29 protein-coding genes are annotated in these 25,758 nt (G+C 72.6%); 15 read left to right on the top strand and 14 right to left on the bottom strand.

The window, feature by feature from the left end; translation table 11 throughout:
* Window positions 1-3: 3 nt before the first annotated feature.
* On the bottom strand, window positions 4-414 hold the full coding sequence (locus tag ACFW3D_RS24830) for a VOC family protein (protein ID WP_500507173.1): 411 nt from the start codon (window positions 412-414) through the stop codon (window positions 4-6).
* A 102-nt stretch (window positions 415-516) separates the two neighbouring features.
* Window positions 517-1,419, bottom strand: a complete 903-nt coding sequence (gene ypfJ / locus ACFW3D_RS24825; protein ID WP_500507171.1) for a KPN_02809 family neutral zinc metallopeptidase — start codon at window positions 1,417-1,419, stop codon at window positions 517-519.
* Between the two features lie 228 nt (window positions 1,420-1,647).
* On the opposite strand from ypfJ, the gene ACFW3D_RS24820 reads away from it, so the two are divergent.
* From ACFW3D_RS24820 to ACFW3D_RS24810, 3 genes are all read left to right on the top strand, one after another.
* Entirely contained in the window at window positions 1,648-3,246 is a 1,599-nt protein-coding gene (locus tag ACFW3D_RS24820; protein WP_500507169.1) for an ABC-F family ATP-binding cassette domain-containing protein, read from the top strand.
* Between the two features lie 377 nt (window positions 3,247-3,623).
* Window positions 3,624-3,845 (top strand): helix-turn-helix domain-containing protein, encoded by a 222-nt coding sequence (locus ACFW3D_RS24815; protein WP_499606212.1) that lies wholly within the window; start codon window positions 3,624-3,626, stop codon window positions 3,843-3,845.
* 119 nt (window positions 3,846-3,964) lie between these two features.
* Entirely contained in the window at window positions 3,965-4,756 is a 792-nt protein-coding gene (locus tag ACFW3D_RS24810; protein WP_500507167.1) for an enoyl-CoA hydratase/isomerase family protein, read from the top strand.
* 225 nt (window positions 4,757-4,981) lie between these two features.
* On the opposite strand, the gene ACFW3D_RS24805 is transcribed toward ACFW3D_RS24810, so the two are convergent.
* Window positions 4,982-5,692, bottom strand: coding sequence for a hypothetical protein (locus ACFW3D_RS24805; RefSeq protein ID WP_500507165.1), 711 nt, complete (start codon window positions 5,690-5,692; stop codon window positions 4,982-4,984).
* Window positions 5,693-5,849: 157 nt separating this feature from the next.
* Between ACFW3D_RS24805 and ACFW3D_RS24800 the strand changes: the two genes are divergently transcribed.
* The 5 genes from ACFW3D_RS24800 to amaP are packed head-to-tail and all read left to right on the top strand — an operon-like array spanning window position 5,850 to window position 8,117.
* Window positions 5,850-6,338, top strand: a complete 489-nt coding sequence (locus tag ACFW3D_RS24800) for an Asp23/Gls24 family envelope stress response protein (protein ID WP_500507163.1) — start codon at window positions 5,850-5,852, stop codon at window positions 6,336-6,338.
* Between the two features lie 31 nt (window positions 6,339-6,369).
* Window positions 6,370-6,552, top strand: coding sequence for a hypothetical protein (locus ACFW3D_RS24795; RefSeq protein WP_500507161.1), 183 nt, complete (start codon window positions 6,370-6,372; stop codon window positions 6,550-6,552).
* Between the two features lie 9 nt (window positions 6,553-6,561).
* The gene (locus ACFW3D_RS24790) at window positions 6,562-6,951 is read left to right on the top strand and encodes an Asp23/Gls24 family envelope stress response protein (protein WP_500507159.1); all 390 of its coding nucleotides are present in this window, start codon (window positions 6,562-6,564) and stop codon (window positions 6,949-6,951) included.
* A complete protein-coding gene (locus tag ACFW3D_RS24785) occupies window positions 6,948-7,541 on the top strand; it encodes a DUF6286 domain-containing protein (protein ID WP_500507157.1) in 594 nt (197 codons plus the stop codon). The genes ACFW3D_RS24790 and ACFW3D_RS24785 overlap by 4 nt, the downstream gene beginning before the upstream one ends.
* A 6-nt stretch (window positions 7,542-7,547) precedes the next feature.
* The gene (amaP, locus tag ACFW3D_RS24780) at window positions 7,548-8,117 is read left to right on the top strand and encodes an alkaline shock response membrane anchor protein AmaP (RefSeq protein ID WP_500507155.1); all 570 of its coding nucleotides are present in this window, start codon (window positions 7,548-7,550) and stop codon (window positions 8,115-8,117) included.
* Window positions 8,118-8,139: 22 nt separating this feature from the next.
* On the opposite strand, the gene ACFW3D_RS24775 is transcribed toward amaP, so the two are convergent.
* The 5 genes from ACFW3D_RS24775 to ACFW3D_RS24755 form a co-directional block, all read right to left on the bottom strand.
* Window positions 8,140-8,901, bottom strand: a complete 762-nt coding sequence (locus ACFW3D_RS24775) for an SDR family oxidoreductase (protein ID WP_500507153.1) — start codon at window positions 8,899-8,901, stop codon at window positions 8,140-8,142.
* 4 nt (window positions 8,902-8,905) lie between these two features.
* Window positions 8,906-10,699 carry a glycoside hydrolase family 15 protein gene (locus ACFW3D_RS24770; RefSeq protein ID WP_500507151.1) on the bottom strand — a complete coding sequence of 598 codons (1,794 nt, stop codon included), beginning with the start codon at window positions 10,697-10,699 and terminating at the stop codon, window positions 8,906-8,908.
* Between the two features lie 59 nt (window positions 10,700-10,758).
* A complete protein-coding gene (locus ACFW3D_RS24765) occupies window positions 10,759-11,589 on the bottom strand; it encodes an SURF1 family cytochrome oxidase biogenesis protein (protein WP_500507149.1) in 831 nt (276 codons plus the stop codon).
* A gap of 114 nt (window positions 11,590-11,703) precedes the next feature.
* A complete protein-coding gene (locus tag ACFW3D_RS24760; RefSeq protein ID WP_500507147.1) occupies window positions 11,704-11,958 on the bottom strand; it encodes a metallothionein in 255 nt (84 codons plus the stop codon).
* A gap of 80 nt (window positions 11,959-12,038) precedes the next feature.
* On the bottom strand, window positions 12,039-13,025 hold the full coding sequence (locus ACFW3D_RS24755) for a DEDDh family exonuclease (RefSeq protein WP_500507145.1): 987 nt from the start codon (window positions 13,023-13,025) through the stop codon (window positions 12,039-12,041).
* A 269-nt stretch (window positions 13,026-13,294) separates the two neighbouring features.
* On the opposite strand from ACFW3D_RS24755, the gene ACFW3D_RS24750 reads away from it, so the two are divergent.
* Genes ACFW3D_RS24750 through ACFW3D_RS24740 form a run of 3 tightly spaced genes read left to right on the top strand, consistent with a single transcriptional unit; the run spans window position 13,295 to window position 15,851 of the window.
* Entirely contained in the window at window positions 13,295-14,143 is an 849-nt protein-coding gene (locus ACFW3D_RS24750; protein ID WP_500507143.1) for a sterol desaturase family protein, read from the top strand.
* Window positions 14,140-14,823: a lysoplasmalogenase gene (locus ACFW3D_RS24745; protein WP_500507141.1), complete on the top strand. Its 684-nt coding sequence runs from the start codon at window positions 14,140-14,142 to the stop codon at window positions 14,821-14,823. The genes ACFW3D_RS24750 and ACFW3D_RS24745 overlap by 4 nt, the downstream gene beginning before the upstream one ends.
* Complete coding sequence (locus tag ACFW3D_RS24740) at window positions 14,808-15,851, top strand: zinc-dependent alcohol dehydrogenase family protein (RefSeq protein WP_500507139.1); 1,044 nt, start codon at window positions 14,808-14,810, stop codon at window positions 15,849-15,851. Before ACFW3D_RS24745 ends, ACFW3D_RS24740 begins: the two co-directional genes overlap by 16 nt.
* A gap of 68 nt (window positions 15,852-15,919) precedes the next feature.
* On the opposite strand, the gene ACFW3D_RS24735 is transcribed toward ACFW3D_RS24740, so the two are convergent.
* Complete coding sequence (locus ACFW3D_RS24735) at window positions 15,920-17,452, bottom strand: S8 family peptidase (protein WP_500507137.1); 1,533 nt, start codon at window positions 17,450-17,452, stop codon at window positions 15,920-15,922.
* A gap of 302 nt (window positions 17,453-17,754) precedes the next feature.
* On the opposite strand from ACFW3D_RS24735, the gene ACFW3D_RS24730 reads away from it, so the two are divergent.
* The 3 genes from ACFW3D_RS24730 (at window position 17,755) to moaA (ending at window position 20,871) form a co-directional block, all read left to right on the top strand.
* Entirely contained in the window at window positions 17,755-18,153 is a 399-nt protein-coding gene (locus ACFW3D_RS24730) for a DUF485 domain-containing protein (protein WP_500507135.1), read from the top strand.
* Entirely contained in the window at window positions 18,150-19,787 is a 1,638-nt protein-coding gene (locus tag ACFW3D_RS24725; RefSeq protein WP_500507133.1) for a monocarboxylic acid transporter, read from the top strand. The genes ACFW3D_RS24730 and ACFW3D_RS24725 overlap by 4 nt, the downstream gene beginning before the upstream one ends.
* Window positions 19,788-19,881: 94 nt before the next feature.
* Complete coding sequence (gene moaA, locus ACFW3D_RS24720; protein ID WP_500507131.1) at window positions 19,882-20,871, top strand: GTP 3',8-cyclase MoaA; 990 nt, start codon at window positions 19,882-19,884, stop codon at window positions 20,869-20,871.
* Here moaA and ACFW3D_RS24715 read toward each other — a convergent pair.
* Both ACFW3D_RS24715 and ACFW3D_RS24710 read right to left on the bottom strand, forming a co-directional pair.
* Window positions 20,854-21,087: a hypothetical protein gene (locus ACFW3D_RS24715; RefSeq protein WP_500507129.1), complete on the bottom strand. Its 234-nt coding sequence runs from the start codon at window positions 21,085-21,087 to the stop codon at window positions 20,854-20,856. The genes moaA and ACFW3D_RS24715 overlap by 18 nt on opposite strands.
* A 181-nt stretch (window positions 21,088-21,268) precedes the next feature.
* Complete coding sequence (locus ACFW3D_RS24710) at window positions 21,269-21,631, bottom strand: DUF3099 domain-containing protein (RefSeq protein ID WP_500507211.1); 363 nt, start codon at window positions 21,629-21,631, stop codon at window positions 21,269-21,271.
* A 178-nt stretch (window positions 21,632-21,809) separates the two neighbouring features.
* On the opposite strand from ACFW3D_RS24710, the gene ACFW3D_RS24705 reads away from it, so the two are divergent.
* Window positions 21,810-22,091, top strand: a complete 282-nt coding sequence (locus ACFW3D_RS24705) for a GlsB/YeaQ/YmgE family stress response membrane protein (protein WP_354802052.1) — start codon at window positions 21,810-21,812, stop codon at window positions 22,089-22,091.
* Window positions 22,092-22,125: 34 nt separating this feature from the next.
* Here the strand turns inward: ACFW3D_RS24705 and ACFW3D_RS24700 are convergent, their stop codons facing one another.
* The 3 genes from ACFW3D_RS24700 to ACFW3D_RS24690 are packed head-to-tail and all read right to left on the bottom strand — an operon-like array spanning window position 22,126 to window position 25,609.
* The gene (locus ACFW3D_RS24700) at window positions 22,126-22,677 is read right to left on the bottom strand and encodes an RNA 2'-phosphotransferase (RefSeq protein ID WP_500507126.1); all 552 of its coding nucleotides are present in this window, start codon (window positions 22,675-22,677) and stop codon (window positions 22,126-22,128) included.
* A 20-nt stretch (window positions 22,678-22,697) separates the two neighbouring features.
* Window positions 22,698-24,089 carry a metallopeptidase TldD-related protein gene (locus ACFW3D_RS24695; RefSeq protein ID WP_500507124.1) on the bottom strand — a complete coding sequence of 464 codons (1,392 nt, stop codon included), beginning with the start codon at window positions 24,087-24,089 and terminating at the stop codon, window positions 22,698-22,700.
* Window positions 24,086-25,609 carry a TldD/PmbA family protein gene (locus ACFW3D_RS24690; RefSeq protein ID WP_500507122.1) on the bottom strand — a complete coding sequence of 508 codons (1,524 nt, stop codon included), beginning with the start codon at window positions 25,607-25,609 and terminating at the stop codon, window positions 24,086-24,088. The genes ACFW3D_RS24695 and ACFW3D_RS24690 overlap by 4 nt, the downstream gene beginning before the upstream one ends.
* Between the last annotated feature and the right edge of the window lie 149 nt (window positions 25,610-25,758).

Raw genomic sequence — 25,758 nt, 5'->3', positions numbered from 1 at the left:
GCCCTACTCCGGTATCCGCGGCACATAGGTGCCGAAGGACCAGAGGTTGCCCTCGGGGTCGCGGGCCGTGTAGTCCCGCGACCCGTAGTCCTGGTCGGTGAGCGGCAGCACGACCTCGGCCCCGGCGGCGACGGCGCGCTCGTGATGGGCGTCGGTGTCCTCCACGGCCACGTACACCGACGCGGCACCCAGGTTCGCGGCGATCCGGCTGAACGCGGTGCCCGAGCGCTCGCTGCCGAGCATCACCACGCCGTTGCCGTACGCCAGTTCCGCGTGCTCCACCAGGCCGTCCTCGCCCTCGTGCACCGCGACCTCGGTGAAGCCGAAGGCGTTCTTGAGGAACGCGACGGCGGCCTTCGCGTCCTTGTAGCGCAGCGCCGGGCAGACGGTGGGCGGGCTTGCCTCGCGGGCCATGACGATCACTCTCCCCTTCCGGGACCTGACGTCCTGTGCGACGTGGGTCCCAGTCTGGCAGGGGGGTCCGACAATGACCCCGCACACGGACATTCCACCCGGTCAGCGCCCGAAGGTGTCGCAGTGGCCGGGGTCACCGGAGTCCAGTCCGGTGGTGAACCACTGCTGCCGCTGGGCGGACGAGCCGTGCGTCCACGACTCCGGCGTCACCCGGCCCTGCACCCGGGACTGGATCGCGTCGTCGCCGACCGCCGCGGCCGCGTCCAGGCCCCGGCGGATGTCCTCCTCGTCGAGCGCGCTGATCATCGGGCTGCCCGTGTCCTCGTCCAGGGTCCGTGTGGCGTTGTGCGCCCACACGCCCGCGTAGCAGTCGGCCTGCAGCTCCACGCGCACCGAGTTGCTGCTCGGGCCGGTGAGCCGGTCCTGCGCCTTGCCCAGCGTCCCCACCAGGTCCTGCACGTGGTGCCCGTACTCGTGGGCGACGACGTAGCTCTCGGCGAACGCCCCGCCCTGCGCGCCGAAACGGCTGCTCAGGGTCGAGAAGAAGTCCAGGTCCAGGTAGACCTTGCGGTCCACGGGGCAGTAGAAGGGTCCCGAAGCCGGGTCGGCGACCCCGCACCCGGTGCGGATGGGCTGGTCGAAGAAGACGGTCGGCGCGGGTTCGTAGGTCATGCCGCGCTTGCGGAACTCGGACGCCCAGTACGCCTGCACGTTGTTGATCACCGCCACCATGCGGCAGTCCTGGCGGGCGTTGGCGTCCGCGCCGGTACGGCAGCCGGCGGCGAGGTCCGAGCCCGAGGTGGTGCCCGGGGCCTGGACCGGAGGTTCCGAGGAGAGCCCCAGCTGGTCGGGGCTGATGCCGAAGATCAGCCCGATCACCAGGACGATCAGCCCGGCGAGACCGCCGCCCACCACCTTGCCCCGCGGCCTGCCGCCGAACCGTCCGCCGCTTCGCTGGTCCTCCACCTGGGACGTGTCGAGCGATGCGTCGTCGTCGAACTGCATACCTCCGATTATCGGCCGTTCCGTCCCACCCGGCCCGTCGCGCCCGCCGGGGCGCCCGCCGCCCGGGCCCGCCCTCGCCCACCGCCCGAAAACCGCTTGCCGGGCACCCGTGCCGCCCCCGGTAGACTGGAGACATGGCAGTGATCCTCACGCATTAGACGGCGTCCGACCGCGACCACCGCGAACCCACGTCCGACTGCCGTCCGACACGCCCAGGAGCTTCTTCCCGTGATTACTGCCACCGGCATCGAGCTGCGCGCCGGAGCCCGCGTCCTCATCGAGTCCGCCTCCTTCCGCATCGCCCGCGGCGACCGCGTCGGCCTGGTCGGCCGCAACGGCGCCGGCAAGACCACCCTCACGAAGGTGCTCGCGGGCGAGGGCCTGCCCGCCGCCGGCACCGTGACGCGTTCCGGTGAGGTCGGTTATCTGCCCCAGGATCCGCGCACCGGCGACCTCGACGTCCTGGCCCGCGACCGCATCCTGTCCGCCCGCGGCCTGGACACCGTCCTGCGCAAGATGCGCGAGAACGAGGACCGGATGGCCAACGGCAAGGGCGCCACCCGCGACAACGCGATGAAGAAGTACGCCCGCCTGGAGACCGAGTTCCTCACCAAGGGCGGTTACGCCGCCGAGGCCGAGGCCGCCACCATCGCCGCCGCCCTGGGCCTGCCCGACCGGGTCCTCGCCCAGCCGCTGCACACCCTGTCCGGTGGTCAGCGCCGCCGCGTCGAACTGGCCCGCATCCTCTTCTCGGACGCCGACACCCTGCTGCTCGACGAGCCGACCAACCACCTCGACGCCGACTCCGTCCTGTGGCTGCGGGACTTCCTCAAGACCTACCGCGGCGGCTTCATCGTCATCTCGCACGACATCAACCTGGTCGAGACGGTCGTCAACAAGGTCTTCTACCTGGACGCCAACCGCTCCCAGATCGACGTCTACAACATGGGCTGGAAGCAGTACCTCACCCAGCGCGAGGCCGACGAGAAGCGCCGCAAGCGCGAGCGCGCCAACGCCGAGAAGAAGGCCGCGACCCTCAACGCCCAGGCCGACAAGATGCGCGCCAAGGCCACCAAGACCGTCGCCGCCCAGAACATGGCACGCCGCGCCGACAAGCTGCTGTCCGGGCTGGAGGCGGTGCGGCAGTCCGACAAGGTCGCCAAGCTGCGCTTCCCGGACCCCGCGCCCTGCGGCAAGACCCCGCTCACGGCCGAGGGGCTGTCCAAGTCGTACGGCTCGCTGGAGATCTTCACCGACGTCGACCTGGCCATCGACAGGGGCTCCCGGGTCGTCATCCTGGGCCTCAACGGCGCCGGCAAGACCACCCTGCTCCGGCTGCTGGCGGGCGTGGAGCAGCCGGACACCGGCGAGGTCGTCCCCGGCCACGGCCTCAAGCTCGGCTACTACGCCCAGGAGCACGAGACCCTCGACGCCGACCGGACGGTCCTGGAGAACATGCGCTCGGCCGCACCGGACATGGACCTGGTCGCCGTCCGCAAGATCCTCGGCTCGTTCCTCTTCTCCGGCGACGACGTGGACAAGCCCGCCGGCGTACTGTCCGGCGGCGAGAAGACCCGGCTCGCCCTGGCCACCCTCGTCGTCTCCAGCGCCAACGTGCTGCTGCTCGACGAGCCCACCAACAACCTCGACCCGGCCAGCCGCGAGGAGATCCTCGGCGCGCTGCGCACCTTCACGGGCGCGGTCGTCCTCGTCACCCACGACGAGGGCGCGGTGGAGGCCCTGCAGCCCGAGCGGATCATCCTCCTGCCCGACGGCGTCGAGGACCTGTGGGGCCAGGACTACGCGGACCTCGTCGCGCTCGCCTGATCCTTCCGGGGCCCGCGGCGGATCATCCGTGTGGATCACTCCACTGGATCATTCAGCCGACGGGTGATCCTTCATCTGTGTGAGACCGGCTCGTACTCCGGCGCGGGAACGTGCGAAATACCGGACGTACGGATGGATCAGCCGCGTCACAAGGGGAAACTCCTTACCGGCCCGGATGACCTGCCCTTTCTCCGCCGCGCTCCGGAGGGAGCCCGGGGAGGCCGTGCGGAATGCCGGATTCCACCCCTCCGGCGCCGCGTGTCCGCGTCAACACGGCGCCAAATGTTGTCGCACGGACCTTGCCGAATGGGTGGCCAGGAAGTCTCCTAGGGGTGATCATGAGAGTCACAGAGCGCACTTCCCTAGAGGAGGCACGGGTGGCCGAGACTCTGAAGAAGGGCAGCCGGGTGACCGGCCCCGCGCGCGAAAAGCTCGCGGCAGACCTCAAGAAGAAGTACGACGGTGGAGCAAGCATCCGGGCACTGGCCGAGGAGACCGGCCGCTCGTACGGCTTCGTCCACCGGATGCTCAGCGAGTCCGGTGTGACCCTGCGCGGTCGCGGCGGAGCGACGCGGGGCAAGAAGGTTTCCACGGCCTGACACGGCCGGGCGCCTTGCGCAGCGGATCGGAGTCGTGGCAAGGCCACCCGGTCGCGGAAACGGCCGACCGGGTGGTTACTCTTCGGTAATCCAGACTGCGGATCGCCAGGAGGTGCCCGATGTCCGACCCCACTGTGCTGCTTGAACGTGACGGCGTACGACTCGTGACGGAGGAGTCCGTCGCCACCGTCACGCTGTGCAACGCGGCCAAGCGCAACGCCCAGTCGCCCGCCCTGTGGCGGGCGCTGGTCGAGGCCGGCCGGCTGCTCCCGGGCAGCGTACGGGTCGTCGTGCTGCGGGCTGAGGGCGTGTCCTTCTCCGCGGGGCTGGACCGGCAGGCCTTCACTCCCGAGGGCTTCGACGGCGAGCCGTCGTTCATCGACCTCGCACGTGCTCCCGAGGGCGAACTCGACGCCACGATCGCCGAGTACCAGTCGGCCTTCACCTGGTGGCGGCGGAACGACCTCGTCAGCATCGCCGCCGTGCAGGGGCACGCCATCGGCGCGGGCTTCCAGCTGGCCCTCGCCTGCGACCTGCGCGTCGTCGCCGACGACGTGCAGTTCGCCATGCGCGAGACCAGCCTGGGCCTGGTCCCCGACCTCGCCGGCACCAAGCCGCTGACCGAACTGGTCGGCTACGCCCGAGCGCTGGAGATCTGCGCCACGGGCCGCTTCGTCGGCGCCGAGGAGGCCTGCGCCAGCGGCCTGGCCAACGTCGCCGTCCCGGCCGCCGAGCTGGACGCCGCCGTCAAGGACCTGGCGGGCGCCCTGCTGGCCGCGCCGCGCGACGCGGTGATCGAGACGAAGGCCCTGCTGCGCGAGGCCTCCGGCCGTACGTACGAGGAGCAGCGCGTGGCCGAGCGCGCCGCGCAGGGCCGCCGGCTGCGGGACCTGGCGGGCGCGGGGGAGTAGCGGCCCGGCCGGGTCCGTGCATCGCACATCGCCGCAGAACGTCCACGCGCGGGGCCGGCGCACGCAGGGAACCGGGTGCGCGGGCACCGTGCCGTAGGCCCGGGCCCGCACATCGGGCGCTCCGGCGTCGTGGGCCCGCAGGTCGTCGGCGGCGGTGTCGGCACGCCGCCGGCCAAGCACCGCACAGATCCTGACAGCCGGCTGTCGCTCCGGGCTGAAGCGTGCTCAGTCTGCGGCGATCTCGGTGACCACGACGGTCGTGACGTCCTGGGTCACGGCCGTCACCGCCAGGGCCACGGCCCGTGCGACGTCCAGGGCGCGGTGCCCCGCGGCCACCGCGATCTGCACCTGCGACGGATGGTGCCGCCCCCCGAGCCGCGAGGTCAGCCCGGCCATCCCGGGCACCCGGGCCGCCGCGCGGCCCGCGGCGGTGCCGGTCCGCCCGCCCTCCGGCGGGTCGGCGGCCTCCGCGGGGAGCGCCGCCCGGGGGCCGCCCTCCTCCAGCAGCCCGGTGACCGTCAGGTCGATCGCCTCCGGCTCCAGTCCGACGCCCTCGGCCGCCGCCTGCCACAGTGCGTCGCGCAGCCGTGCGGCCGACTCGGGCAGCGGGCGCTCCGGGGTGGCCTCGAAGTAAGCCTCCACGCGCAGCGGCCGCCTCGGCAGGGCCCCGGACGGCGCCGACTCCGGCAGCGCACCGGCCACGTCGTCGAGTCCCCCGCCCGGACCGTCCGGACCGTCCGGACCGCCCGGGCCGAACGCCGTGCCCAGGCGCAGCGTGCCCAGGCGGATCCCGGGCACGGCGTCCGCGGCTGCGCGCAGCACCCCGGCCGCCGCTCGCTCGGTGACCCACACCGTGTCCGCGGGCCCGCCGAGGGGGAGCACCCGGCCGAGCCCGAGTTGCCGGCGCACCGCACGAGCCAGCCGGTCCGCGGTCATCGGCCGTCGCCTCCCTCCGCCGCGCGCGTCCGCGCGGCCCGCCATCCCGTCCCTGATCGCTGCATCCTCACAGCGCGACGGGGCATGCCCACATAGTGTGGTGCACGGAGCAGCCCGTACCGCTCCCGCCGTCGGAAAGCCGAAGGGAAGAGGTGCGATGACCGAGACCGCTCAGCAGGCGGAGGGCGGCCGGACCCTGGAGAAGGGGACCGGCCCGGCCGGAAACGGCACGTCAGGGCGACGGGCGCCGCTGGGCGATCCCGCGACGCGCGGGCGGACGACGATCGCGGACGGCGTGGTCGAGAAGATCGCCGGGCTCGCGGCGCGCGACGTGGAGGGCGTGCACGCCCTCGGCTCCGGGGTCTCCCGCGGCTTCGGCGCCGTCCGCGACAGGGTGCCCGGCGGCAGGTCCGTGACCCGGGGGGTGCGGGCCGAGGTGGGCGAGGTGCAGGCCGCCCTCGACCTGGACATCGTCGTCGACTACGGGGTCTCGATCGTGGCGGTCGCGCACGGGGTGCGCGAGAACGTCATCGCGGCCGTGGAGCGGATGACCGGCCTGGAGGTCATCGAGGTCAACATCGCGGTGGGCGACGTCAAGCTCCCCGAGGACACGGACGACGACGACCAGGAGCAGCGGGTCCAGTGACGGGCCCCGGGAGGGAAACAGGGAGCGGACGATGAGCATGGCCGTGCTCGGCTTGGTCGTCGGGATGGCGCTCGGATTCGCCGGTTACTTCGGCGGGTTCGCGGCCTTCCTGCTGGTGGCGGCGCTCGGCGCCGTCGGGTTCGTCGTCGGCCGGTTCCTCGACGGCGACCTGGAGCCCGGGGAGTTCTTCCGCAGCCGTGACCGGAGGCGGTGAGCCACGCAGATGACGGCCGTGGTGCCGACGCCGACGTCCCCCGCAGCGCCCCTCGTCCCCGCTGAGCGCGGCTCGCTGCGCCTCGCCGACCGCGTGCTGGCCAAGATCGCCTCCCAGGCGGCCCGCGAGGCCCTCGCCGATGCCCCCGGCAGGGAGTATGTGCCACGCGGCGCGCGCCCCCAGGCCGGTGTCTCCGTCCACCGCGAGCAGGTGTACGTACGGCTCTCGGTCGAACTCGGCTACCCCGTGGACATCGCCGCGGTGTGCCGGTCGGTCCGCCGCCGTGTAGCCGCTCGCGTCGAGGAGTTGACCGGCGTGGCGGTCCTCGGGGTGACCGTGGAGGTCGAACGCATGCACTCGCGGGCCGTCCACGCCGCGCAGGAGGCGAGGGTCCGGTGAACGAACCCGACAGGGCCCTCCCCCCGCCCGCACCGCCGCGGCCCCGTCGCGGCCCGCGGCGCTTCTGGTCCCCGCGCCGCATCCCGGCCGCGGTCACCGCCGCCCTCCTGGCCGTCGTGGCCGGGCTGTTGCTCTACGACGTCGCCGCGGTACGCGCCGGACGGCCCGGGATGGCCTGGCGCCGGATCCTCGCCGACGAACTGGCCACCCGCCCGCTGGACGACCCGTGGATCCTCGCCGGGGCGTGCGTGACGGTCCTGCTCGGACTGTGGCTGCTCGTCCTCGCCGCCACCCCGGGGCTCCGCGACGTACTCGCCATGCGCACCGGAACGGCGCCCGTACGGGCCGGACTCGACCGTCACGCCGCCGAACTCACCCTGCGCGACCGTGCGGTGGAGGTCTCCGGGGTGCGCTCGGCGCGCGTCACGGTCACCCGCCGCACCGCGACGGTGCGCGCCGTGATCGCGTTCCGGGAGACGGAGGCGGTCCGCGCAGACCTGGCGGCCGCCCTGGCCGAGGCCACGGAACAGCTGGGCCTTGCCCGGCCGCTGGACCTCTCGCTGCACGTCCGCCGTATGGGAGAGGGGTGAGGCGCGGTGCGCGCCCTCGTCAACCGTTTCGTCCTCGCCCTCACCGGGCTGGTCCTGGTGCTGGTCGGCGCCGTCGTGCTGTGCTCCGCCACGGGTCTGCTGCACCGGCCGTACACCGGGCGGGACGACGTGCTGCTCAGCGAGGGCGACCGGACCCGTTACGAGGACTCCTCCTGGTGGTGGCCCGTGGTGATCGGCGTGCTCGCCCTGCTCGTGCTGTGCGCCCTGTGGTGGCTGCTCGCCCAGGTGCGCGACCGCAGGCTCCGCCGGCTGGCGGTGGACGCCGACGACGACGGCGTGGCCCTGCTGCGCGGCCGCGCCCTGGAGGAGGTCATCGCCGCCGACGCGGAGCAGCTCCACGGAGTCGACCACGCCACGACGGCGCTCACCGGCACGCCCACCGCGCCCCGCGCCCGGCTGCAGCTCGCCCTGTCCCCGGACGCCGTCCCCGGCGACGTCCTGGACGGACTCGACTCCGCCGTCCTGGACCGCGCCCGGGTCAGCGCCGGCCTGCCCCTGCTCCCCGCCGAGGCCCGCCTGCGTGCCGTCAGCCATCGCGCGGCCCGAGTCAGCTGACCCCGCGGCGGCGGGACACGGCCTAGAAGCCGCCGCGGGCGCCGCCGTCCACCGGGAGCATGATCCCCGTCAGGTAGGACGCCGCGGGCGACAGCAGGAACGCGGCCGCACGGCCGAACTCCTCCGGGGCGCCGTAGCGGCGCAGCGGGATGCGCTCGCTGAGGCGGGCGCGGGCGGCTTCCGCGTCGCCGGTGAGGGCGTCGAGCTCGCGGACGCGGTCGGTGTCGATCCGGGCGGGCAGCAGCCCCACCACGCGGATGCCGCGCGGCCCCAGCTCGTTGGCCAGGCTCTTGGCGTAGCCCGCCAGGCCCGGCCGCAGGCCGTTGGAGACGACGAGCCCGGGGATCGGCTCGTGCACCGAACCGGAGAGCACGAAGCCGATGACGCCGCCCTCGCCGAGTTCGTCGGCGGCCGCCCGGGACAGCCGTACGGCACCGAGGAAGACGGACTCGAACGCATCCCGCCACTGGTCGTCCCCGATGACGTCGGAGGCGCCCGCCGGCGGCCCGCCCACGCTGATGAGGAAGCCGTCGAGCCTGCCGAACGCCCGGCGGGCGGCGGCGACCAGGCGTTCCGGCGCCTGCGGTTCGGCGTTGTCCGCGACGACGCCGGTCGCCCGTTCCGCACCGCCCAGCGCCGCGACGGCGGCGGCCACCGACTCCTCACGGCGGCCGCCGACGACCACCCGCGCGCCGTCGGCCACCAGTTCCCGCGCGGCGGCGAAGCCCAGCCCGCGGGTCGCGCCCGTGACGACGTACACCCTGTCCTTCAGCCCGAGGTCCATGGCGTCATCGTGCCCCATCGCCGCCGGAGAGCGTGAGCGCGGTGTTGACCAGGCCGATGTGGCTGAACGCCTGCGGGAAGTTGCCCAGCTGGCGGCGGTCGGCCGGGTCCCACTCCTCCGCCAGCAGGCCGACGTCGTTGCGCAGGCCCAGCAGCCGCTGGAACAGCTCGCGCGCCTCGTCGGTGCGGCCGATGCGGTGCAGGGCGTCGGCGAGCCAGAACGAGCAGGCCAGGAAGGCGCCTTCGCCGCCGGGCAGCCCGTCCACGCTGCTGTCCTCCAGGGTGTAGCGGCGGACGAAGCCGCCGTGGTCCAGTTCGCGGCGCACCGCCTCCACCGTGCCGACCACCCGGCTGTCGGTGACGGGCAGGAAACCCACCTGCGGGATGAGCAGGGTCGCCGCGTCCAGCTCCTTGGAGCCGTAGTACTGCGTGAAGGTGTTGCGCTCCCGGTCGAAGCCCTTGCGGCACACCTCGCGGTGCACCTCGCTGCGCATCGCCCGCCAGGAGTCCGCGTCGCCGGACAGGTGCGGCTGGTTCTCCAGGGTGCGCGCCGCCCGGTCGGCGGCCACCCAGGCCATCACCTTGGAGTGCACGAAGTGCTGCCGGTCGCCGCGGACCTCCCACAGTCCCTCGTCGGGCTCGTGCCACTTGCTCTCCAGGAAGTCCATCAGCGTCCGCTGCACCGCCCAGGCGTGCGGTTCGTCGCGCAGCCCGAAGCTGCGGGCGAGGAAGAGCGAGTCGAGGACTTCGCCGTAGACGTCGAGCTGGAGCTGCTTGGCGGCGGCGTTGCCGGTCCGCACCGGAAGGGACGCCTCGTACCCCGCGAGCCAGTCCAGTTCCTCCTCGGGCAGCCGGCGCTCGCCCGCGAGCCCGTACATGATCTGCAGGTCGGCGGGGTCCCCTGCGACGGCGCGCAGCAGCCAGTCGCGCCAGTGGGAGGCCTCCTTGAGGTAGCCGGTCTCGACCAGCACGTTGAGGGTGAGCGTCGCGTCACGAAGCCAGCAGAAGCGGTAGTCCCAGTTCCGCACCCCGCGGATCTCCTCGGGCAGCGAGGAGGTCGCCGCGGCGACGATGCCGCCGCTGGGCGCGTACGTGAGGGCCTTGAGGGTGATCAGCGAGCGCAGCACCGCGTCCCGCCAGGGACCGTCGTAGCGGCACTTGGCCGACCAGGACTCCCAGTCCGCGCAGCTTTGCTCCAGCGCCCGGAAGGGGTCGACCAGGCGTGGCCGGCTCTCGTGGGAGGGGTGCCAGGTCAGGGCGAAGGCCACCTGCTCGCCCTCGGCGACGGTGAAGTCGGCGCGGGTCGCGAAGCCCCTGCCGTACATCGGCACCTGGGGTTCGGTGCGCAGCCACACCGAGTCCGGCCCGGCGATCGCGACGCGGTGGCCGTCGGTGCGGCGCATCCAGGGGACGACCCGCCCGTAGTCGAAGCGCAGCCGCAGCTCGCTGGTCATCGCGACGCGCCCGCGCACGCCCTCGATGATGCGCATGACGTCCGGCGCGCGATCGCGCTGCGGCATGAAGTCGATCACCTTGGCGGTGCCGTCGCGCGTCTCCCACACGCTCTCCAGCACCAGGGTGCCCTCGCGGTACGAGCGGCGGGTGCAGGGCTCCTCGCCCCAGGCCGAGGCCGGGGCGATCCGCCAGTTGCCGTTGTCCTCGTCGCCCAGCAGCGCGGCGAAGCAGGCGGGGGAGTCGAAGCGCGGCAGGCACAGCCAGTCGACGGAGCCGCTCCTGGAGACCAGCGCGACGGTCTGCAGGTCGCCGATGACCGCGTAGTCCTCGATCAGTGCCGCCACGGTCGGCCTCCGTCTCTCCCTCTCCCGAGGGTCCCCGCTCTACGAGGGTGCCCCCGGCGCTAGGGCGACGCGACCGCAGCGGCGGCCGGCTCGGCCGTACCGCCGTCCTCGGCCGCCGCCGCGTCGCGGGCGGCGAGCCGCTCCCGCCGCTCCCGGCGGACGAGGATGACCCAGCCGACCGGCACCATGGCGGTGAACAGCCACCACTGGATCGCGTACCCCATGTGCATGCCGATGCTGCTGTGGTCGGGGTCGGGGATCAGCTCGGGCTGCCGCCCGGCGGGCTTGGGGGAGGTCGTCACCAGCTCGAGGTAGCCGCCGACCGGCCGCTCCGCCGCGGGCAGGTCCTCCGCCACCAGCGTGCTGTTGATCAGCATGATCATGCGGTCGGGCAGTCCGCCCTTGTTCCGGATGCCGGTGGCCGCCGTGGTCTCGTCCGGGCGCAGCCGGCCGGTGACGGTGACCTCGCCCGACGGGGCCGCGGGGACCTTCGGGAACTTCGTCAGGTCGGTGCCGGCCGGGATCCAGCCCCGGTTGACCAGCACGGACCGGCCGTCGGCCAGGACCAGCGGGGTGATCACGTGGTAGCCGATGCTGTCCCCGTCGGCGGCGGTGCGCTGGCGGGCGACGACCTCGTGGGCGGTGTCGTAGCGCCCGGTCGCGGTGACCGTGCGGTAGATCTCCCGCTTCGGTACGGCCGCGCCGGGGGCGGTCAGCGACTCCACGGGGAGGGGCTTCGCCGCGAGGTTGTCCGCGATCAGGTGGTTGCTGGCCACCCGGCGCTCGTGCCGGTGCAGCTGCCAGTAACCCAGCTTGACCATGACGGGCATGAGGAGCAGTGCGATGAGGGTGAGGATCACCCACTGCCGGGACAACAGGAAGCGGTACACCCCATGACCGTACAACTCGGTCGCGGGGCGCCCTCCGGAGGGGTCGGACGGCGCCGCGGCGCGGCCGCCGGGTCCAGCCGCCGCCCGGTCGGCGGCCGTCGGTGGCCGCCGCGATCAGCCGCCGCCGTTCACCGAGCCGACCCGGTCGACGATGCCGCTGCGGCCCTCCGCCTTCGAGCAGTGACCGCCGCAGTACCAGTGGCCGTCGACCTCGACCCCGTGGCCGACGATCCGCACCCGGCAGTGCTCGCAGATGGGCGCCATACGGTGGATGGCGCACTCGAAGCTGTCGAAGACGTGCACGGCCCCCTGGGCGTGCACTTCGAAGCTCATCACGTAGTCGTTTCCGCATACTTCGCATCGGGCCATGAGGCCCAGGGTGCGGGCCGGGCCCTGGTGCGGCAATCGGTGACCGGGTGCGTCGCGGGCGCACCACTCGAACGGCGGTGTCAGCCGTGCACGTCCGGCGCGGGGGCGACGTCCCCCAGGAGTTCGGCGAAGCGGCGCTCGTCGACGACCGGGGTGCCGAGCTGCCGGGCCCGCACGGCCTTCGTGGTGAGCGAGTCCGGGTCGTTGGTGACCAGGAGGCTGGTCAGCCGGCTCACCGAGGACGACACGTGCAGACCCGCCTCGGTGGCGCGGTCCTCCAGCAGTTCGCGGTCGATTCCCGTGTCCCCCGAAAAGGCGACCCGCATCCCCTGGACCAGCGGTCCCCCGGACTCCAGCCGCCCCGGGTTGGGGTAGGGGCAGGCCGGCCGCTTCCGCGAGGGCCGCCAGCTCATCGGGCGGTACGTGCTGCGGTAGCCCGCGGAGGCGGACTGCGGGGGGACGGCCGTGTCGATCCACTCCGTCAGCGGGCGGCAGGCGTGCAGCGGCAGCGGGAGGCCGCCCGCCGCGGCCTGCCGCAGGCTGGGGCGGAACACCTCCGCCAGCACGCGCGCGTCGTCCAGGGCGTGGTGGGCGCGTTGCTGGACGACACCGAAGTGCGCGGCCAGCGACTCCAGCTTGTGGTTGGCCAGCGGCAGCGCCAGGGCCTTGGAGAGCACGATGGTGCACAGCCGGTGCTGCACGGGCGCCACGGTGCCGGCCCGCGCGAACTCCCGGGCGAGCATGGACCAGTCGAAGACCGCGTTGTGGGCGACGAAGACCCGGCCCGACAGCCGCTGCGCCAGCTCGGCGGCGACCTCGCCGAAGAGCGGGGCGTCGGCCAGCATGTCCGAGGTGAGGCCGTGGATCCACACCGGGCCCGGGTCCCGCTGCGGGTTGACGGGGGTGTACCAGTGGTCCTGCACCTCGCCCTGCGCGTCCAGCCGGTAGACGGCCGCGGACACTATCCGGTCGTCGCGGCCGAGGCCGGTGGTCTCGACGTCCACGACGGCGTATCCGTCGGGGTAGGCCTCTGGCCACGACGGTTGCGGAAGCTGGGGCGCGTGCATGGAGGAACACAATACGGGCGGCCACCGACAGTGCCCGCCGCCACCCGCCCCTGGCGCACCGTCGGATGCCCCCGTGCGCGGGCCGTCCGGGGCCGCGCGCCGCAGGCGTGAGGTCTCCGTCCGACCGGTCAACCACCCGGTCCCGGGCCCCCGTTGGGCGCCCGCCCCGGCAGGGCGGCCGACCACGCGGATCCGCGCCGGTACCCCCGGGTAGAACCGATCGGTAACGACCTCTAGCCGGGGCCGCCACGCGCCCTTAAGGTGCGCGCATGCCGCAACTCCCCGATGCCGTGATGTGGTCCATACCCGCGTTCGTGCTGCTCACCGTCCTGGAGCTGATCAGCTACCGGACCCATCCGGACGAGGACGCCGCCGGGTACGCCGCCAAGGACACCGCGACCAGCCTGTCGATGGGGCTCGGCAGCCTGTTCTTCGACTTCCTGTGGAAGATCCCGATCGTCGCGGTCTACACCGCCGTGTACGAGTTCACCCCGCTCCGGGTGCCCGTGGAGTGGTGGACGATCCCGCTGATGCTGCTGGCGCAGGACTTCTTCTACTACTGGCAGCACCGCGGCCATCACGTGATCCGCATCCTGTGGGCGAGCCACGTGGTGCACCACTCCAGCCGCAAGTTCAACCTCTCCACCGCGCTGCGCCAGCCGTGGACCGGCATGACGTCGTGGGTGTTCTACCTGCCGGTGATCGCCTGCGGGGTGCACCCGGCGGCACTGGCGTTCTGCTCCTCGCTCAACCTCGTGTACCAGTTCTGGATCCACACCGAGCGCGTCGACAGGCTGCCCCGCCCCGCCGAGTTCGTCCTCAACACCCCCTCGCACCACCGCGTCCACCACGCCTCGCAGGGCGGCTACCTGGACCGCAACTTCGGCGGAATCCTGATCGTCTGGGACCGGCTGTTCGGTTCCTTCGCGGCGGAGGGGGAGCGTCCGGTCTTCGGGCTCACCAAGAACATCACCACGTTCAACCCGCTGCGGGTGGCCACCCACGAGTACGCCGCCATCGCCCGTGACGTCGCCGCCGCCGGGTCCTGGCGCGACCGCGCCGGCCACGTCCTGCGCGGTCCCGGCTGGCGTCCACGGGGCGAGGAGCCGGCGGCGTGACGCGGGAGCGCGCCGCCCGCGCGGCACTGGCCGCCTTCGCGGTGGTGGCCGTGGCGCACCTGACCGCGCAGCTCGCGGGGTCCGTGACGGCCGACCACCTCACCAAGCCCGCCCTGGTGCCGCTGCTCGCGGTCTGCGCGGCGCTGCGCGGCGGCCCGCGGCTGCTGGTCGGCGCGCTGCTGTGCGGCTGGGCCGGGGACGTGCTGCTGCAGCTCGACGGTGACACTTCCTTCCTCGCCGGGATGGGCGCGTTCGCCGCCGGGCACGTCTGTTACCTCACACTTTTCACCGCCCGCGGGGCCTTCGCCGACCGGCGGCGCGCGGCCGCGACGGCGGCCGGCTACGCGCTCGTCTGGCTCGCCGCGCTCCTCGTGGTGTGGCCGGGCCTGCCCTCCGGGCTGCGGATCCCGGTCGCCGCGTACAGCCTGCTGCTGACGGCGATGGCGGCCGGCGCGGCCGGGCTCGGCCCGCGGGCGACGGCGGTGGGCGGGGCGCTCTTCCTGCTCTCCGACACCCTGCTCGCGACCCGGCTGGCCGACCTCCCGCAGCTCCCGGCGGCCGATTTCTGGATCATGCTCAGCTACCTCGGCGCGCAGTTCCTGCTCGCCACCGGCCGGTACGGTGGTACGACCCCATTCGTACCACCAGCGAGGACGACCTCCGTATGCGCGCCACCGTGATCCACGCCCCCCACGACATCCGGGTGGAGGAGGTGCCGGACCCGGTGGTCCGGCAGCCCACCGACGCGGTGGTGCGCGTGGTGCTGGCCTGCATCTGCGGCAGCGACCTGTGGGCGTACCGCGGTGAGTCGGCCCGGCAGCCGGGGCAGCGCATCGGGCACGAGTTCCTCGGAGTCGTCGAGGAGACCGGCTCCGAGGTGTCCGGACTGAAGCCCGGCGACCTGGTCGTCTCGCCCTTCGTGTGGTCCGACGGCACGTGCGCCTACTGTGCGGAGGGCCTGACGACCTCCTGCACGGCCGGCGGCTTCTGGGGCCAGGTGGGCTCCGACGGCGGCCAGGGCGAGGCCGTGCGCGTGCCGTTCGCGGACGCCACCCTCGTACGGCTGCCCGCCGGGGCGCTCTCCGACGACCGTCTGCCGGCGGCTCTGCTCACCCTCTCCGACGTGCTGGGCACCGGCCACCACGCCGCTGTCGGCGCCGGCGTGCGGCCCGGCGCCACGGTGGCGGTCGTCGGGGACGGCGCGGTCGGACTGTGCGGTGTGCTGGCCGCCCGGCGGCTCGGCGCGGAGCGGATCATCGCGCTCGGCCGCCACGAGGCCCGCACCGACATCGCCCGCGCCTTCGGAGCCACCGACGTCGTCGCCGAGCGCGGCGAGGCGGCCGTCGAGGCGGTCCGCGAACTGACCGGCGGCCACGGCGCCCACGCGGTCATTGAGGCCGTCGGCACCGAGCAGTCGATGCGCACCGCGGTCGCCGTCACCCGCGACGGCGGCGCCGTCGGCTACGTCGGCGTGCCGCACGGCAGCGGCACCGGCCTCGACCTGAGCGACATGTTCGACCGCAACGTCTCCCTGCGCGGCGGTGTCGCGCCCGTCCGCACCTACATCCCCGAACTGCTCCCCGACATCCTCGACGGGACGATCGACCCGTCCCCGGTCTTCGACCTCACCGTCGGCCTGGACGGAGTCCCGGGCGGCTACAAGGCGATGGACGAGCGCATCGCGCTGAAGGTCCTCGTCAGGCCCTGACCCGGGCCGGGACGGCGGAGCGCCCGGCGGGGATCCCGCCGGGCGCTCCTGGTGTCACGCGGGGCGCGTCACTTGGTGACGGCGTCCAGTGCGTCGACGAGGCCGTGGCCGTAGAAGCTGGTCACGTGCCGGCCGGTGGTGCAGGTGGCGTCCTGCACACCGTTGCCGTCCGGGTCGTACAGACCCGTCGGGCAACCCGGGTCGTCGGCCTGGGCCTTGAGCATCCACTGCAGCTGCTCCGGGGAGGCGTGCGGGTGGCGGCTCTTGATCAGCGCGGCGACGCCGGCCACGTGCGGGCTGGCCATCGACGTGCCCTGCAGGTAGCCGTAGGTGTTGCCGGGCAGCGTGGACAGGATGCGCCCGTTCGCCGAGGGGGTGGCGGGGATCTGGTAGCGGTCGCCGCCCGGGCCCGCGACGTCGACGACGCCCAGCCCGTAGCTGGAGTAGTACGACTTCAGCTTCTGCACGCCGGTCGCGGAGACGGTGACGACGCCCGGCAGCTGGGTCGGGATGTCCCAGCAGACGTGCGGGTCGATGGTCCGGGTGACCGGGGTGGTGTCGTCGGGACTCGTCGAGTCCACGATCGCGTCCGAGTCGAGGTCGTGGTTGGAGTTGCCCGCGGAGGCGACGTTCAGCACGCCCTTCTTGTGGGAGTACTGCGCGGCCCGGTTGACGGCGTCGACGATGGCCCGCTGGTCGGGGTCGCCGAAGCAGTTGTAGAGCCACGGGTCGATGTAGTAGCTGTTGTTGGTGATCTCGACGCCGTGGTCGGCGGCGAAGACGAAGGCGCAGACCACGCTCTCCGGGAAGAAGAGCTGGGTGTCGGGGTCGGCCACCTTGATGGAGGCGACCTTCACGCCCGGGGCGACACCGGCCACGCCGATCCCGTTGCGCGCCGCCGCGATCTCACCGGCGACGTGCGTGCCGTGGTAGGCGTCCGGCGCGTACGGACGCCAGGCGCCGGGGCTCGTGTCCGCCTTGCCGCCAACGCAGTTGGCGGACTGCGAGGCCGAGAAGTTGGCGGTGAGGTCCGGGTGCGTGTCGTCGACGCCGGTGTCGATGACGGCGACGGTGACCTTGCGGCTGCCCGGGTTGATCCGGGCGGCCTTGTCGGCCCGGATGGCCGGCAGGTCCCACTGGTCGGGCTCCATCGGCTCCTGCCCGGCGGTGGCCGCGGCCTTCGCCCGGGCGGCGTCGGCGGCGGTGATCTCCTGCACCGCGCCCAGATCCGTCGTCGACGCCGTGGACAGCGCGGCCGTACGGGTCGCCCCGGCCGTCTGCACACCGCGGACCTTGCGCATCTCGGCGGCGAACGCGGGGTTCGCGGAGTGGACGACGACCACGCCGATCCGGTCGTAGGTGGTGACGACGTCACCGCCGTTGCGGGCCACGGCCCGCTCGACGGACTTGATGGTGCCCCGGTCGGTCCTGGTGTTGACCACGTACGACAGCGTCGGGCCGTCGTACGCGGCACCGCTGCCGCCCGAGGCGGATCCGGTGGTGGCGGCCGAGGCGGCGTTCGGCAGGAAGGCGAGGGCACTCGCCACCGCGAATCCGAGAGGTATCGCGAAGGCGCGGCGCCGTCCGGGCAGTGGAGCCATGGGATCTCCAATCGTCCAAACACCCGTCCGGGCGGGCAGGGTTGCCCTTGGACGGGTACATGACGCTGGAAGCTATCGCCGCCGTCCACGCGCTATCAATGGATTGGTAAAGAAAGCTCAAGTTCCGGTTGCCGAACAAGAATCAGTTTTCAACTACCGCCCCCTGTCGAAGGCCGTGGTCGCGCCTCTACCATGCGCGGGTCCGATCTTTACGTGACGTAGCTCACGTCGGCGCCCCATGCGCCCACGCGGGTCGCGTCGCCTGCTCGTGCCCTCTCAAGCTCCGCCCCACAGGAGGCATCGTGGACCCCGCACGACCTTCGGCAAGCTCCGGTCCGCCGTCTGCCGACTCGTACGCCGAGGTGCAGGCGAGCGCGGAGTTCGCCCAACTGCGCCGCTCATACCGCTCGTTCGCGTTCCCGCTCACGGTCGCGTTCATCACCTGGTACCTGCTGTACGTCCTGCTGTCGAACTACGCAGGCGGCTTCATGGACACCAAGGTCGTGGGCCACATCAACATCGCGCTCGTCTTCGGGCTCGCGCAGTTCGCCACCACCTTCGGCATCGCCGTCTGGTACTCCCGGCACGCGAACGCCAAGCTCGACTCCCGCGCGGACGCCATCAAGGCGCGCCTGGAGGGCTCCGGTCCCCGGGGCGCCGACGACACCGACGACACCCAGAGCACGGAGGCCACCGCATGACCGCGCTGCACACCACGGGAGTCCAGGTGGTCGCGGTCGGCGCGAGCGAACACCGGCCGCTGATCATCACCTTGTTCTCGGTCTTCGTCGTGGCGACCCTCGGCATCACCGTCTGGGCGGGCCGCCAGACCAAGGACGCCACCGACTTCTACGCCGGCGGCCGCTCCTTCAGCGGCTTCCAGAACGGCCTGGCGATCTCCGGCGACTACATGTCGGCCGCTTCCTTCCTGGGCATCGCCGGCTCCATCGCCCTCGTCGGCTACGACGGCTTCCTCTACTCGATCGGCTTCCTCGTCGCCTGGCTGGTGGCGCTGCTGCTGGTCGCCGAACCGCTGCGCAACTCCGGCCGGTTCACCATGGCCGACGCCCTGGCCTTCCGGCTGCGGCAGCGCCCCGTGCGCACGGCCGCGGGCATCTCGACCATCGTTGTCAGCATCTTCTACCTGCTGGCCCAGATGGTCGGCGCGGGCGCCCTGGTCGCGCTGCTGCTCGGCATCACCGGTGAGGGGCCGCGCCGCCTGATCGTCATCCTTGTCGGCGTCGTCATGGTGCTGTACGTGACCATCGGCGGCATGAAGGGCACCACCTGGGTCCAGATGGTCAAGGCGGTGCTGCTGATCGGCGGGACCCTGCTGATCACGTTCCTGGTCTTCGCCAAGTTCAACTGGAACCTGTCCTCGCTGCTGGGCGCGGCCGCGGAGAAGAGCGGCAAGGGAGCGGCGTTCCTGGAGCCGGGTCTGAAGTACGGCGTCACCGCGACCTCGAAGATCGACTTCATCTCGCTGGGCCTGGCCCTCGTCCTCGGCACGGCCGGACTGCCGCACATCCTGATCCGCTTCTACACCGTGCCCACCGCCCGGGCCGCCCGTACCTCGGTGAACTGGGCGATCGGCATCATCGGCTGCTTCTACCTGATGACGATCGCGCTGGGCTTCGGGGCCGCCGCCCTCCTCACCCCGGAGACCATCACCACCTCCAACGCGGCCGGCAACACCGCGGCCCCGCTGCTCGCCCAGGAGATCGGCGGTGGCGCGGACTCCACGGGCGGCGCGATCCTGCTCGCGGTGATCTCCGCGGTCGCCTTCGCCACCATCCTGGCGGTGGTCGCGGGCCTCACCCTGGCCTCCTCGTCGTCGTTCGCGCACGACCTGTACGCCAACGTCATCCGCAAGGGCACGGCGAGCGAGAAGGAGGAGGTCGCGGCGGCGAAGATAGCGGCGGTCGCCATCGGGGCCGTGGCGATCCTGCTCGGCATCTTCGCGGGCAAGCTCAACATCGCCTTCCTGGTCGCCCTGGCCTTCGCCGTCGCGGCCTCCGCGAACCTGCCGACGCTGCTCTACAGCCTGTTCTGGAAGCGCTTCAACACCACCGGGGCGCTGTGGAGCATCTACGGCGGTCTGATCACCTCCGTCTTCCTGGTGGTGTTCTCGCCCGTGGTCTCGGGCAAGGAGACCGCGATGTTCCCCGGTGTGGACTTCCACTGGTTCCCGCTGGAGAACCCCGGGATCGTCTCCATCCCCGTCGGTTTCCTGCTCGGTGTGGTGGGCACGCTCCTGTCCAAGCCGGAAGATGACGCCGACCGCAAGTACGCGGAGCTGGAGGTCCGGTCCCTCACCGGAGCCGGAGCGCATTAAACAGACTGTTGAACGTCAGTGCCGTCCCGTAGGCTGCGAAGTAACGGGACGGCACTGCCGTCCCACCGACCGGACCCTCAAAGGGAGGCGCGCCGTGCTGATCGACACCTACGGCCGGATCGCGACCGACCTGCGGGTCTCGCTGACCGACCGGTGCAATCTGCGGTGCACCTACTGCATGCCCGAGGAGGGCCTGCAGTGGCTCGGCAAGCCCGACCTGCTCACCGACGACGAGATCGTCCGGCTGGTGCGGATCGCCGTCACCCTGCTCGGCGTCAAGGACGTCCGCTTCACCGGCGGCGAGCCCCTGCTCCGGCCCGGCCTCGTCGGCATCGTCGAGCGCTGCGCGGAGCTGGAGCCCCGACCGAAGCTCTCCCTCACCACCAACGGCATAGGCCTCGCCCGGACCGCGGCCGCGCTGCGCGGCGCCGGCCTGGACCGGGTGAACGTCTCCCTGGACACCCTGCGTCCCGACGTCTTCCAGGCCCTCACCCGCCGCAAGCGGCACGAGGACGTCGTCCGCGGCCTGGAGGCCGCCCACGCCGCGGGCCTGACCCCGGTCAAGGTCAACACCGTGCTGATGCGCGGCGTTAACGACGACGAGGCCCCCGAACTGCTGGCCTGGGCCCTGGAGCACGACTACGAGCTGCGCTTCATCGAGCAGATGCCGCTCGACGCCCAGCACGGCTGGCAGCGCAGCGACATGGTCACCGCCCAGGAGATCCTGGAGAGCCTGCGGACCCGCTTCGCCCTGACCCCCGAGCCCGACGAGGCCCGTGGCCACGCCCCGGCCGAACGCTGGCTGGTGGACGGCGGCCCCGCCCGGGTCGGTGTGATCGCCTCCGTCACTCGGCCCTTCTGCCGGGCCTGCGACCGCACCCGGCTCACCGCCGACGGTCAGGTGCGCAACTGCCTCTTCGCCCGCGAGGAGACCGATCTGCGCGCCGCGCTGCGCTCCGACGGCTCCGACGAGGAGGTCGCCGAACTCTGGCGGACCGCGATGTGGGGCAAGAAGGCCGGCTCCGGCCTCGACGACCCCACGTTCCTGCAGCCCGAGCGGCCCATGTCAGCCATCGGCGGCTGAGCTCGTCTCCCACTCCGCGAACGGCACGACGTCCTTCAGGAAGCCGCGGACGCCCAGGAACGAGGACAGGTGCTCGCGGTGTTCCTCGCACGCCAGCCAGGTCTTGCGGCGCTCGGGCGTGTGGATCTTCGGGTTGTTCCAGGCGAGCACCCACACGGCGGGGGCGCGGCAACCCTTGGCGGAGCAGATCGGCGATTCGTCGTTCACGAACCCCATCCAAACATGGCGACGCCGGGCAGCCACGGGGGGAGCCGCCCGGCGTCGGTCCGTCGCTCCGACGGGGGATGCGGAGCGCGTACGCAGTATGTCACGCGGAAAGGCCCGCAGTGCAGTGGATCCCCATGATTGATCTGAGGTTTTCTTGAGCTTCGGAGGGGGGCAGGAAGGGGCGAAAGGTTCAGACCTGACCGGAACGAGGTCGTCCGTCCTCTTCCGGGGTCCGCTCCGCCGGCAGCAGTGGCTCACCGGGGCCGAGCGCCCGCCGCACAGGCGGTGAGATCCGCGCCGACGGCAGCCCGGGGGCGTTCTCCCGGCCGGCGTTGGCGATGACGACCGCGATGTACGGCAGCACCAGACCGAGGACCAGCGCGATCCAGGCCAGGGGCGTCGAGACGTTCCACAGGACGACCGCCAGGATGAACGACAGGGTGCGGACGGACATCGAGATGATGTAGCGCCGCTGCCTTCCGCGGACGTCCTCGGTGAGCCCTGCCGCGGTCCCGGTGATCCGGAAGACCTCGGTACCGCTCCGCTTCCGCATCACGTTCCACCACCTGCTCGAAACGCCGGAAGCCACCCGGTCCCGGCACGGTCCACGTTACGCCGCGGCTCCGTCGCAGTGGAGACCGGGGAGACCGTCGGGGTGTGACAGCACCCGCCGTACGGCGTATGGCCGCCCTCCGCATGCGTCGTACCCGGGCCACGCCGAGACTGGCCGCATGAACTGGTTCTGGGCGATCATCGTCGGCATCGTGCTCGGCTTCCTGGCGAAGCTGCTCCTGCCGGGGAAGCAGGACATCCCGTGGTGGCTCACCATCATCTGCGGCATCCTCGGCGCCTTCCTGGGCAACGCGGTCGCCGGATGGGTCGGCGTACGGCACACCGGCGGCGTCGACTGGATCCGCCACGTGCTGCAGATCCTGGGCGCGATCCTCGTGGTCGCCGTGATCACCCCGCTGTGGGCCTCGGTCCGCGGCCGGCGGCGCCGGACGGCCACCTGAGCGGGCGTCCGGGCCCCGGCAGGGGCGCGCCGCTCTAGCTGACGTGCTGTCGCAGATGCGTCGGCGGAACCAGGTCGGTGAGCCACACGCCGTTGGCGCTCACCCGGAACACATGGCCCGTGGCGGCCAGCCCCGCCGCGTCGACCGCGAGCACCACCGGACGGCCGTGCCGCGCACCGACGCGCACGGCCGTCTCCACGTCCGCGGAGAGGTGCACGTCCTGCCGGGACATCGGCTTGAGCCCCTCGCGCAGCACGATCGGCAGGGTGGTGCTCGCCGTGCCGTGGAAGAGGACGGCCGGCGGCTGCGCCGGGGACAGCCCGAGGTCGACCTCGACCGAGTGCCCCTGGCTGGCCCTGATCCGCCGCCCGTCCTCCGAAAAGGCGTACCGCTTCTTGTTGTTGTTGGCCACGACGTGGTCGAGATCGGCGCGCGAGAAGCGCCGGCCGGCCCGGCGGGACGCGGCGATCAGCTCGTCGACGTCCACCCAGCCGGCCTCGTCGAGGGTGATCCCGATCGAGGCCGGGTCGTGCCGCAGCACCCGAGCCAGGAACTTCGAGACCCTGACCGTCTGCTTCTCGTCCATCGCCCCACCCATCGTCCTGGTCAGACCCCCTGGCTGACCGAGCTCATGTTGAAGTCCGGGACCCGCATCGCCGGGAAGGCGGCCCGGGTGAACCAGTCGCTCCACTCGCGCGGCAGCGTCCGCTCGGTGCGGCCCACCTCGGTGGCCCGGCCCAGCAGGTCCACCGGCGACTCGTTGAACCGGAAGTTGTTCACCACGCCGGTCACCTCGCCGCCCTCCACCAGGTAGACCCCGTCCCGGGTCAGCCCGGTCAGCAGCAGGGTGGCCGGATCCACCTCGCGGATGTACCAGAGGCAGGTCAGCAGCAGGCCGCGCTCGGTGTCCGCCACCATCTCCTCCAGCGACCGCTTGCCGCCGCCGTCCAGGATCAGATTGCCCCCGGACGGTGCGAACGGCAGTCCGGTCAGACCGGCGCTGTGCCGGGTGGTGGACAGCCGGTTGAGCACGCCTTCGCGCACCCAGTCGGTGGCCCCGACGGGCAGCCCGTTGTCGAAGACCGACGCGACGTCACCAGAGGCGTGCGCGATCACGAACGGCGCCGACTCCAGCCCCGGTTCGGCCGGGTCGCTGCGCAGCGTCAGCGGCAGCTCCGAGAGCTTCTCGCCGACCCGGGTGCCCCCGCCCGGCCGGCTGAAGACCGTACGGCCCTCCGCCGCGTCCCGGGCCGCGGCGCTCCACTGCTGGTAGATCACCAGGTCCGCCACGGCGGACGGCGGCAGCAGCGTCTCGTACCGCCCGGCGGGCAGGTCGATCCGGCGTTCGGCCCAGGCCAGGCGCTGTGCCAGGTCGGCGTCCAGGGCGGCCGGGTCGACGTCGGTGAAGTCGCGGGTGGCGGCACCGGCCCACGCCGAGCGGGACATGTCCTCGGACTTGGCGTTGAGTTCCAGGGTGCCGCTGGGCTGGTCGTGGCGGAGCCGCAGCCCCGAGGACGTGCCCAGGTAGGTGGAGGTGACGGAGTGGTACGCGAAGCCGTACAGCCGCCGGCCGCCGGCCCGCGCCGCGGCGAAGGACTCGCCCAGGGCGGGCGCGAAGGCGGCGAACACCTCGGAGGAGGTCTCGGCCGGCGGCTCGGTGAAGGAGGTGCTCGCGGGCACCCCCTCGACCAGCGGCTGGGCGTCCTCGGCGGGACCGGCGGCGCGCGCGGCCGCCTCGGCGGCCCGTACCAGCGGCTCCAGTTCGTCCGCGGTGACCGCGGCGCGGGACACCACGCCCGAGGCGGTGCCCTGGGAACCGTCCACCGTGGCCACCACGGTCAGGGTCCGGCCCCGCGTCACGCCGTTGGTCGTCAGGGCGTTGCCCGCCCAGCGCAGGTTGGCCGAGGAGCCCTCGTCGGCGATGACGACGCAGCCGTCCGCCCGGGACAGCTCCAGGGCGCGCTCGACGATCTCGTGGGGCTTCGAAACGGAGCTCATCGACCGGCCTCCTGCGTGGTGTTGAGGATGTTGACGCCGCGGAAGAGCGCGGAGGGGCAGCCGTGCGAGACGGCGGCGACCTGGCCCGGCTGCGCCTTGCCGCAGTTGAAGGCACCGCCCAGGACGTAGGTCTGCGGTCCGCCGACGGCCTCCATGGAGCCCCAGAAGTCGGTGGTGGTGGCCTGGTAGGCGACGTCGCGCAGCTGCCCGGCCAGCCGGCCGTTCTCGATCCTGAAGAAGCGCTGGCCGGTGAACTGGAAGTTGTAGCGCTGCATGTCGATCGACCACGAGCGGTCGCCCACGACGTAGATGCCGCGCTCCACGCCGCCGATCAGCTCCTGCGTCGACGGCCCGTCGGGCGCGGGCCGCAGCGACACGTTCGCCATGCGCTGCACCGGCACGTGGCCGGGGGAGTCCGCGTAGGCGCAGCCGTTGGAGCGCTCGAACCCGGTCAGCCGGGCGATCCTGCGGTCGAGCTGGTAGCCGACCAGGACGCCGTCCTTGACCAGGTCCCAGGACTGCCCGGCGACGCCCTCGTCGTCGTAGCCGACGGTCGCCAGGCCGTGCTCGGCGGTGCGGTCACCGGTGACGTTCATGTGCGGGGAGCCGTACTGCAGCTTGCCCAGCTGGTCGAAGGTGGCGAACGAGGTGCCCGCGTAGGCGGCCTCGTAACCCAGCGCGCGGTCCAGCTCGGTGGCGTGGCCGATGGACTCGTGGATGGTCAGCCACAGGTTCGACGGGTCGACCACGAGGTCGTACGAGCCCGCCTCCACCGACGGCGCCGCCATCTTCTCGGCGAGCAGCCCGGGGATCTCGGCGAGCTCCGCGTCCCAGTCCCAGCCGGTGCCGGTCAGGTACTCCCAGCCGCGGCCGGCCGGCGGCGCGAGGGTCCGCATCGAGTCGAACTCCCCGGACCGGGGGTCCACCGCGACGGCGGTCAGCTCGGGGTGGACCCGCACCCGCTGCTGGGTCGTGGTCGTCCCCGAGGTGTCCGCGTAGAACTTGTTCTCGTGGACGGTCATCAGGGAGGCGTCGACGTGCGACACGCCGTCGGCGGCCAGCAGCCGCCCGCTCCACTCGGACAGCAGACCCGTCTTGTCGGCATCGGGCACCCCGAAGGGGTCGACCTCGTACGAGGAGACCCACACCCGGTCGGAGTGGACCGGCTCGGCGGCCAGCTCCACCCGCTCGTCGGAGCCCGCGGCCGCGATCACCTTGGCCGACAGCCTCGCCATCGCCACGGCCTGCCCGGCCACGCGCGCCGCGGCGTCCATCGTCAGATCGACCCCGGAGGCGAAGCCCCACGCCCCGCCGTGCACCACGCGCACCGCGTAGCCGACGTCCGTGGTGTCCGACGAGCCGGAGGCCCTGCCGTCACGCAACCGCCACGCGGCGCTGCGCACCCGCTCGAAGCGGAAGTCGGCGTGCTCGGCGCCCAGCGCGCGGGCGCGTGCCAGCGCCGCGTCGGCCAGCGCCCTGAGCGGCAGCGCCAGGAATGACTGATCGACCTCATGGGGCACGACGGCCTCCCCTTCTGTCCAATCGTCAATGTCTCCGCAGTGAATCATGCCGCTCCGACAATCCGTCCGCCTGCGGTTTTCTGTAGGGACTCGACAGCGACTCGCACATGCCCCTGTCGGGGGTCGATTCCTCGTACCGCGACGTAGGC

It is taken from the genome of Streptomyces sp. NPDC058864, assembly GCF_042742985.1.
Lineage (GTDB): Bacteria > Actinomycetota > Actinomycetes > Streptomycetales > Streptomycetaceae > Actinacidiphila.
Note: the sequence above shows the minus strand (reverse complement) of the source record. Positions and strands in the feature narration are given on the sequence as shown.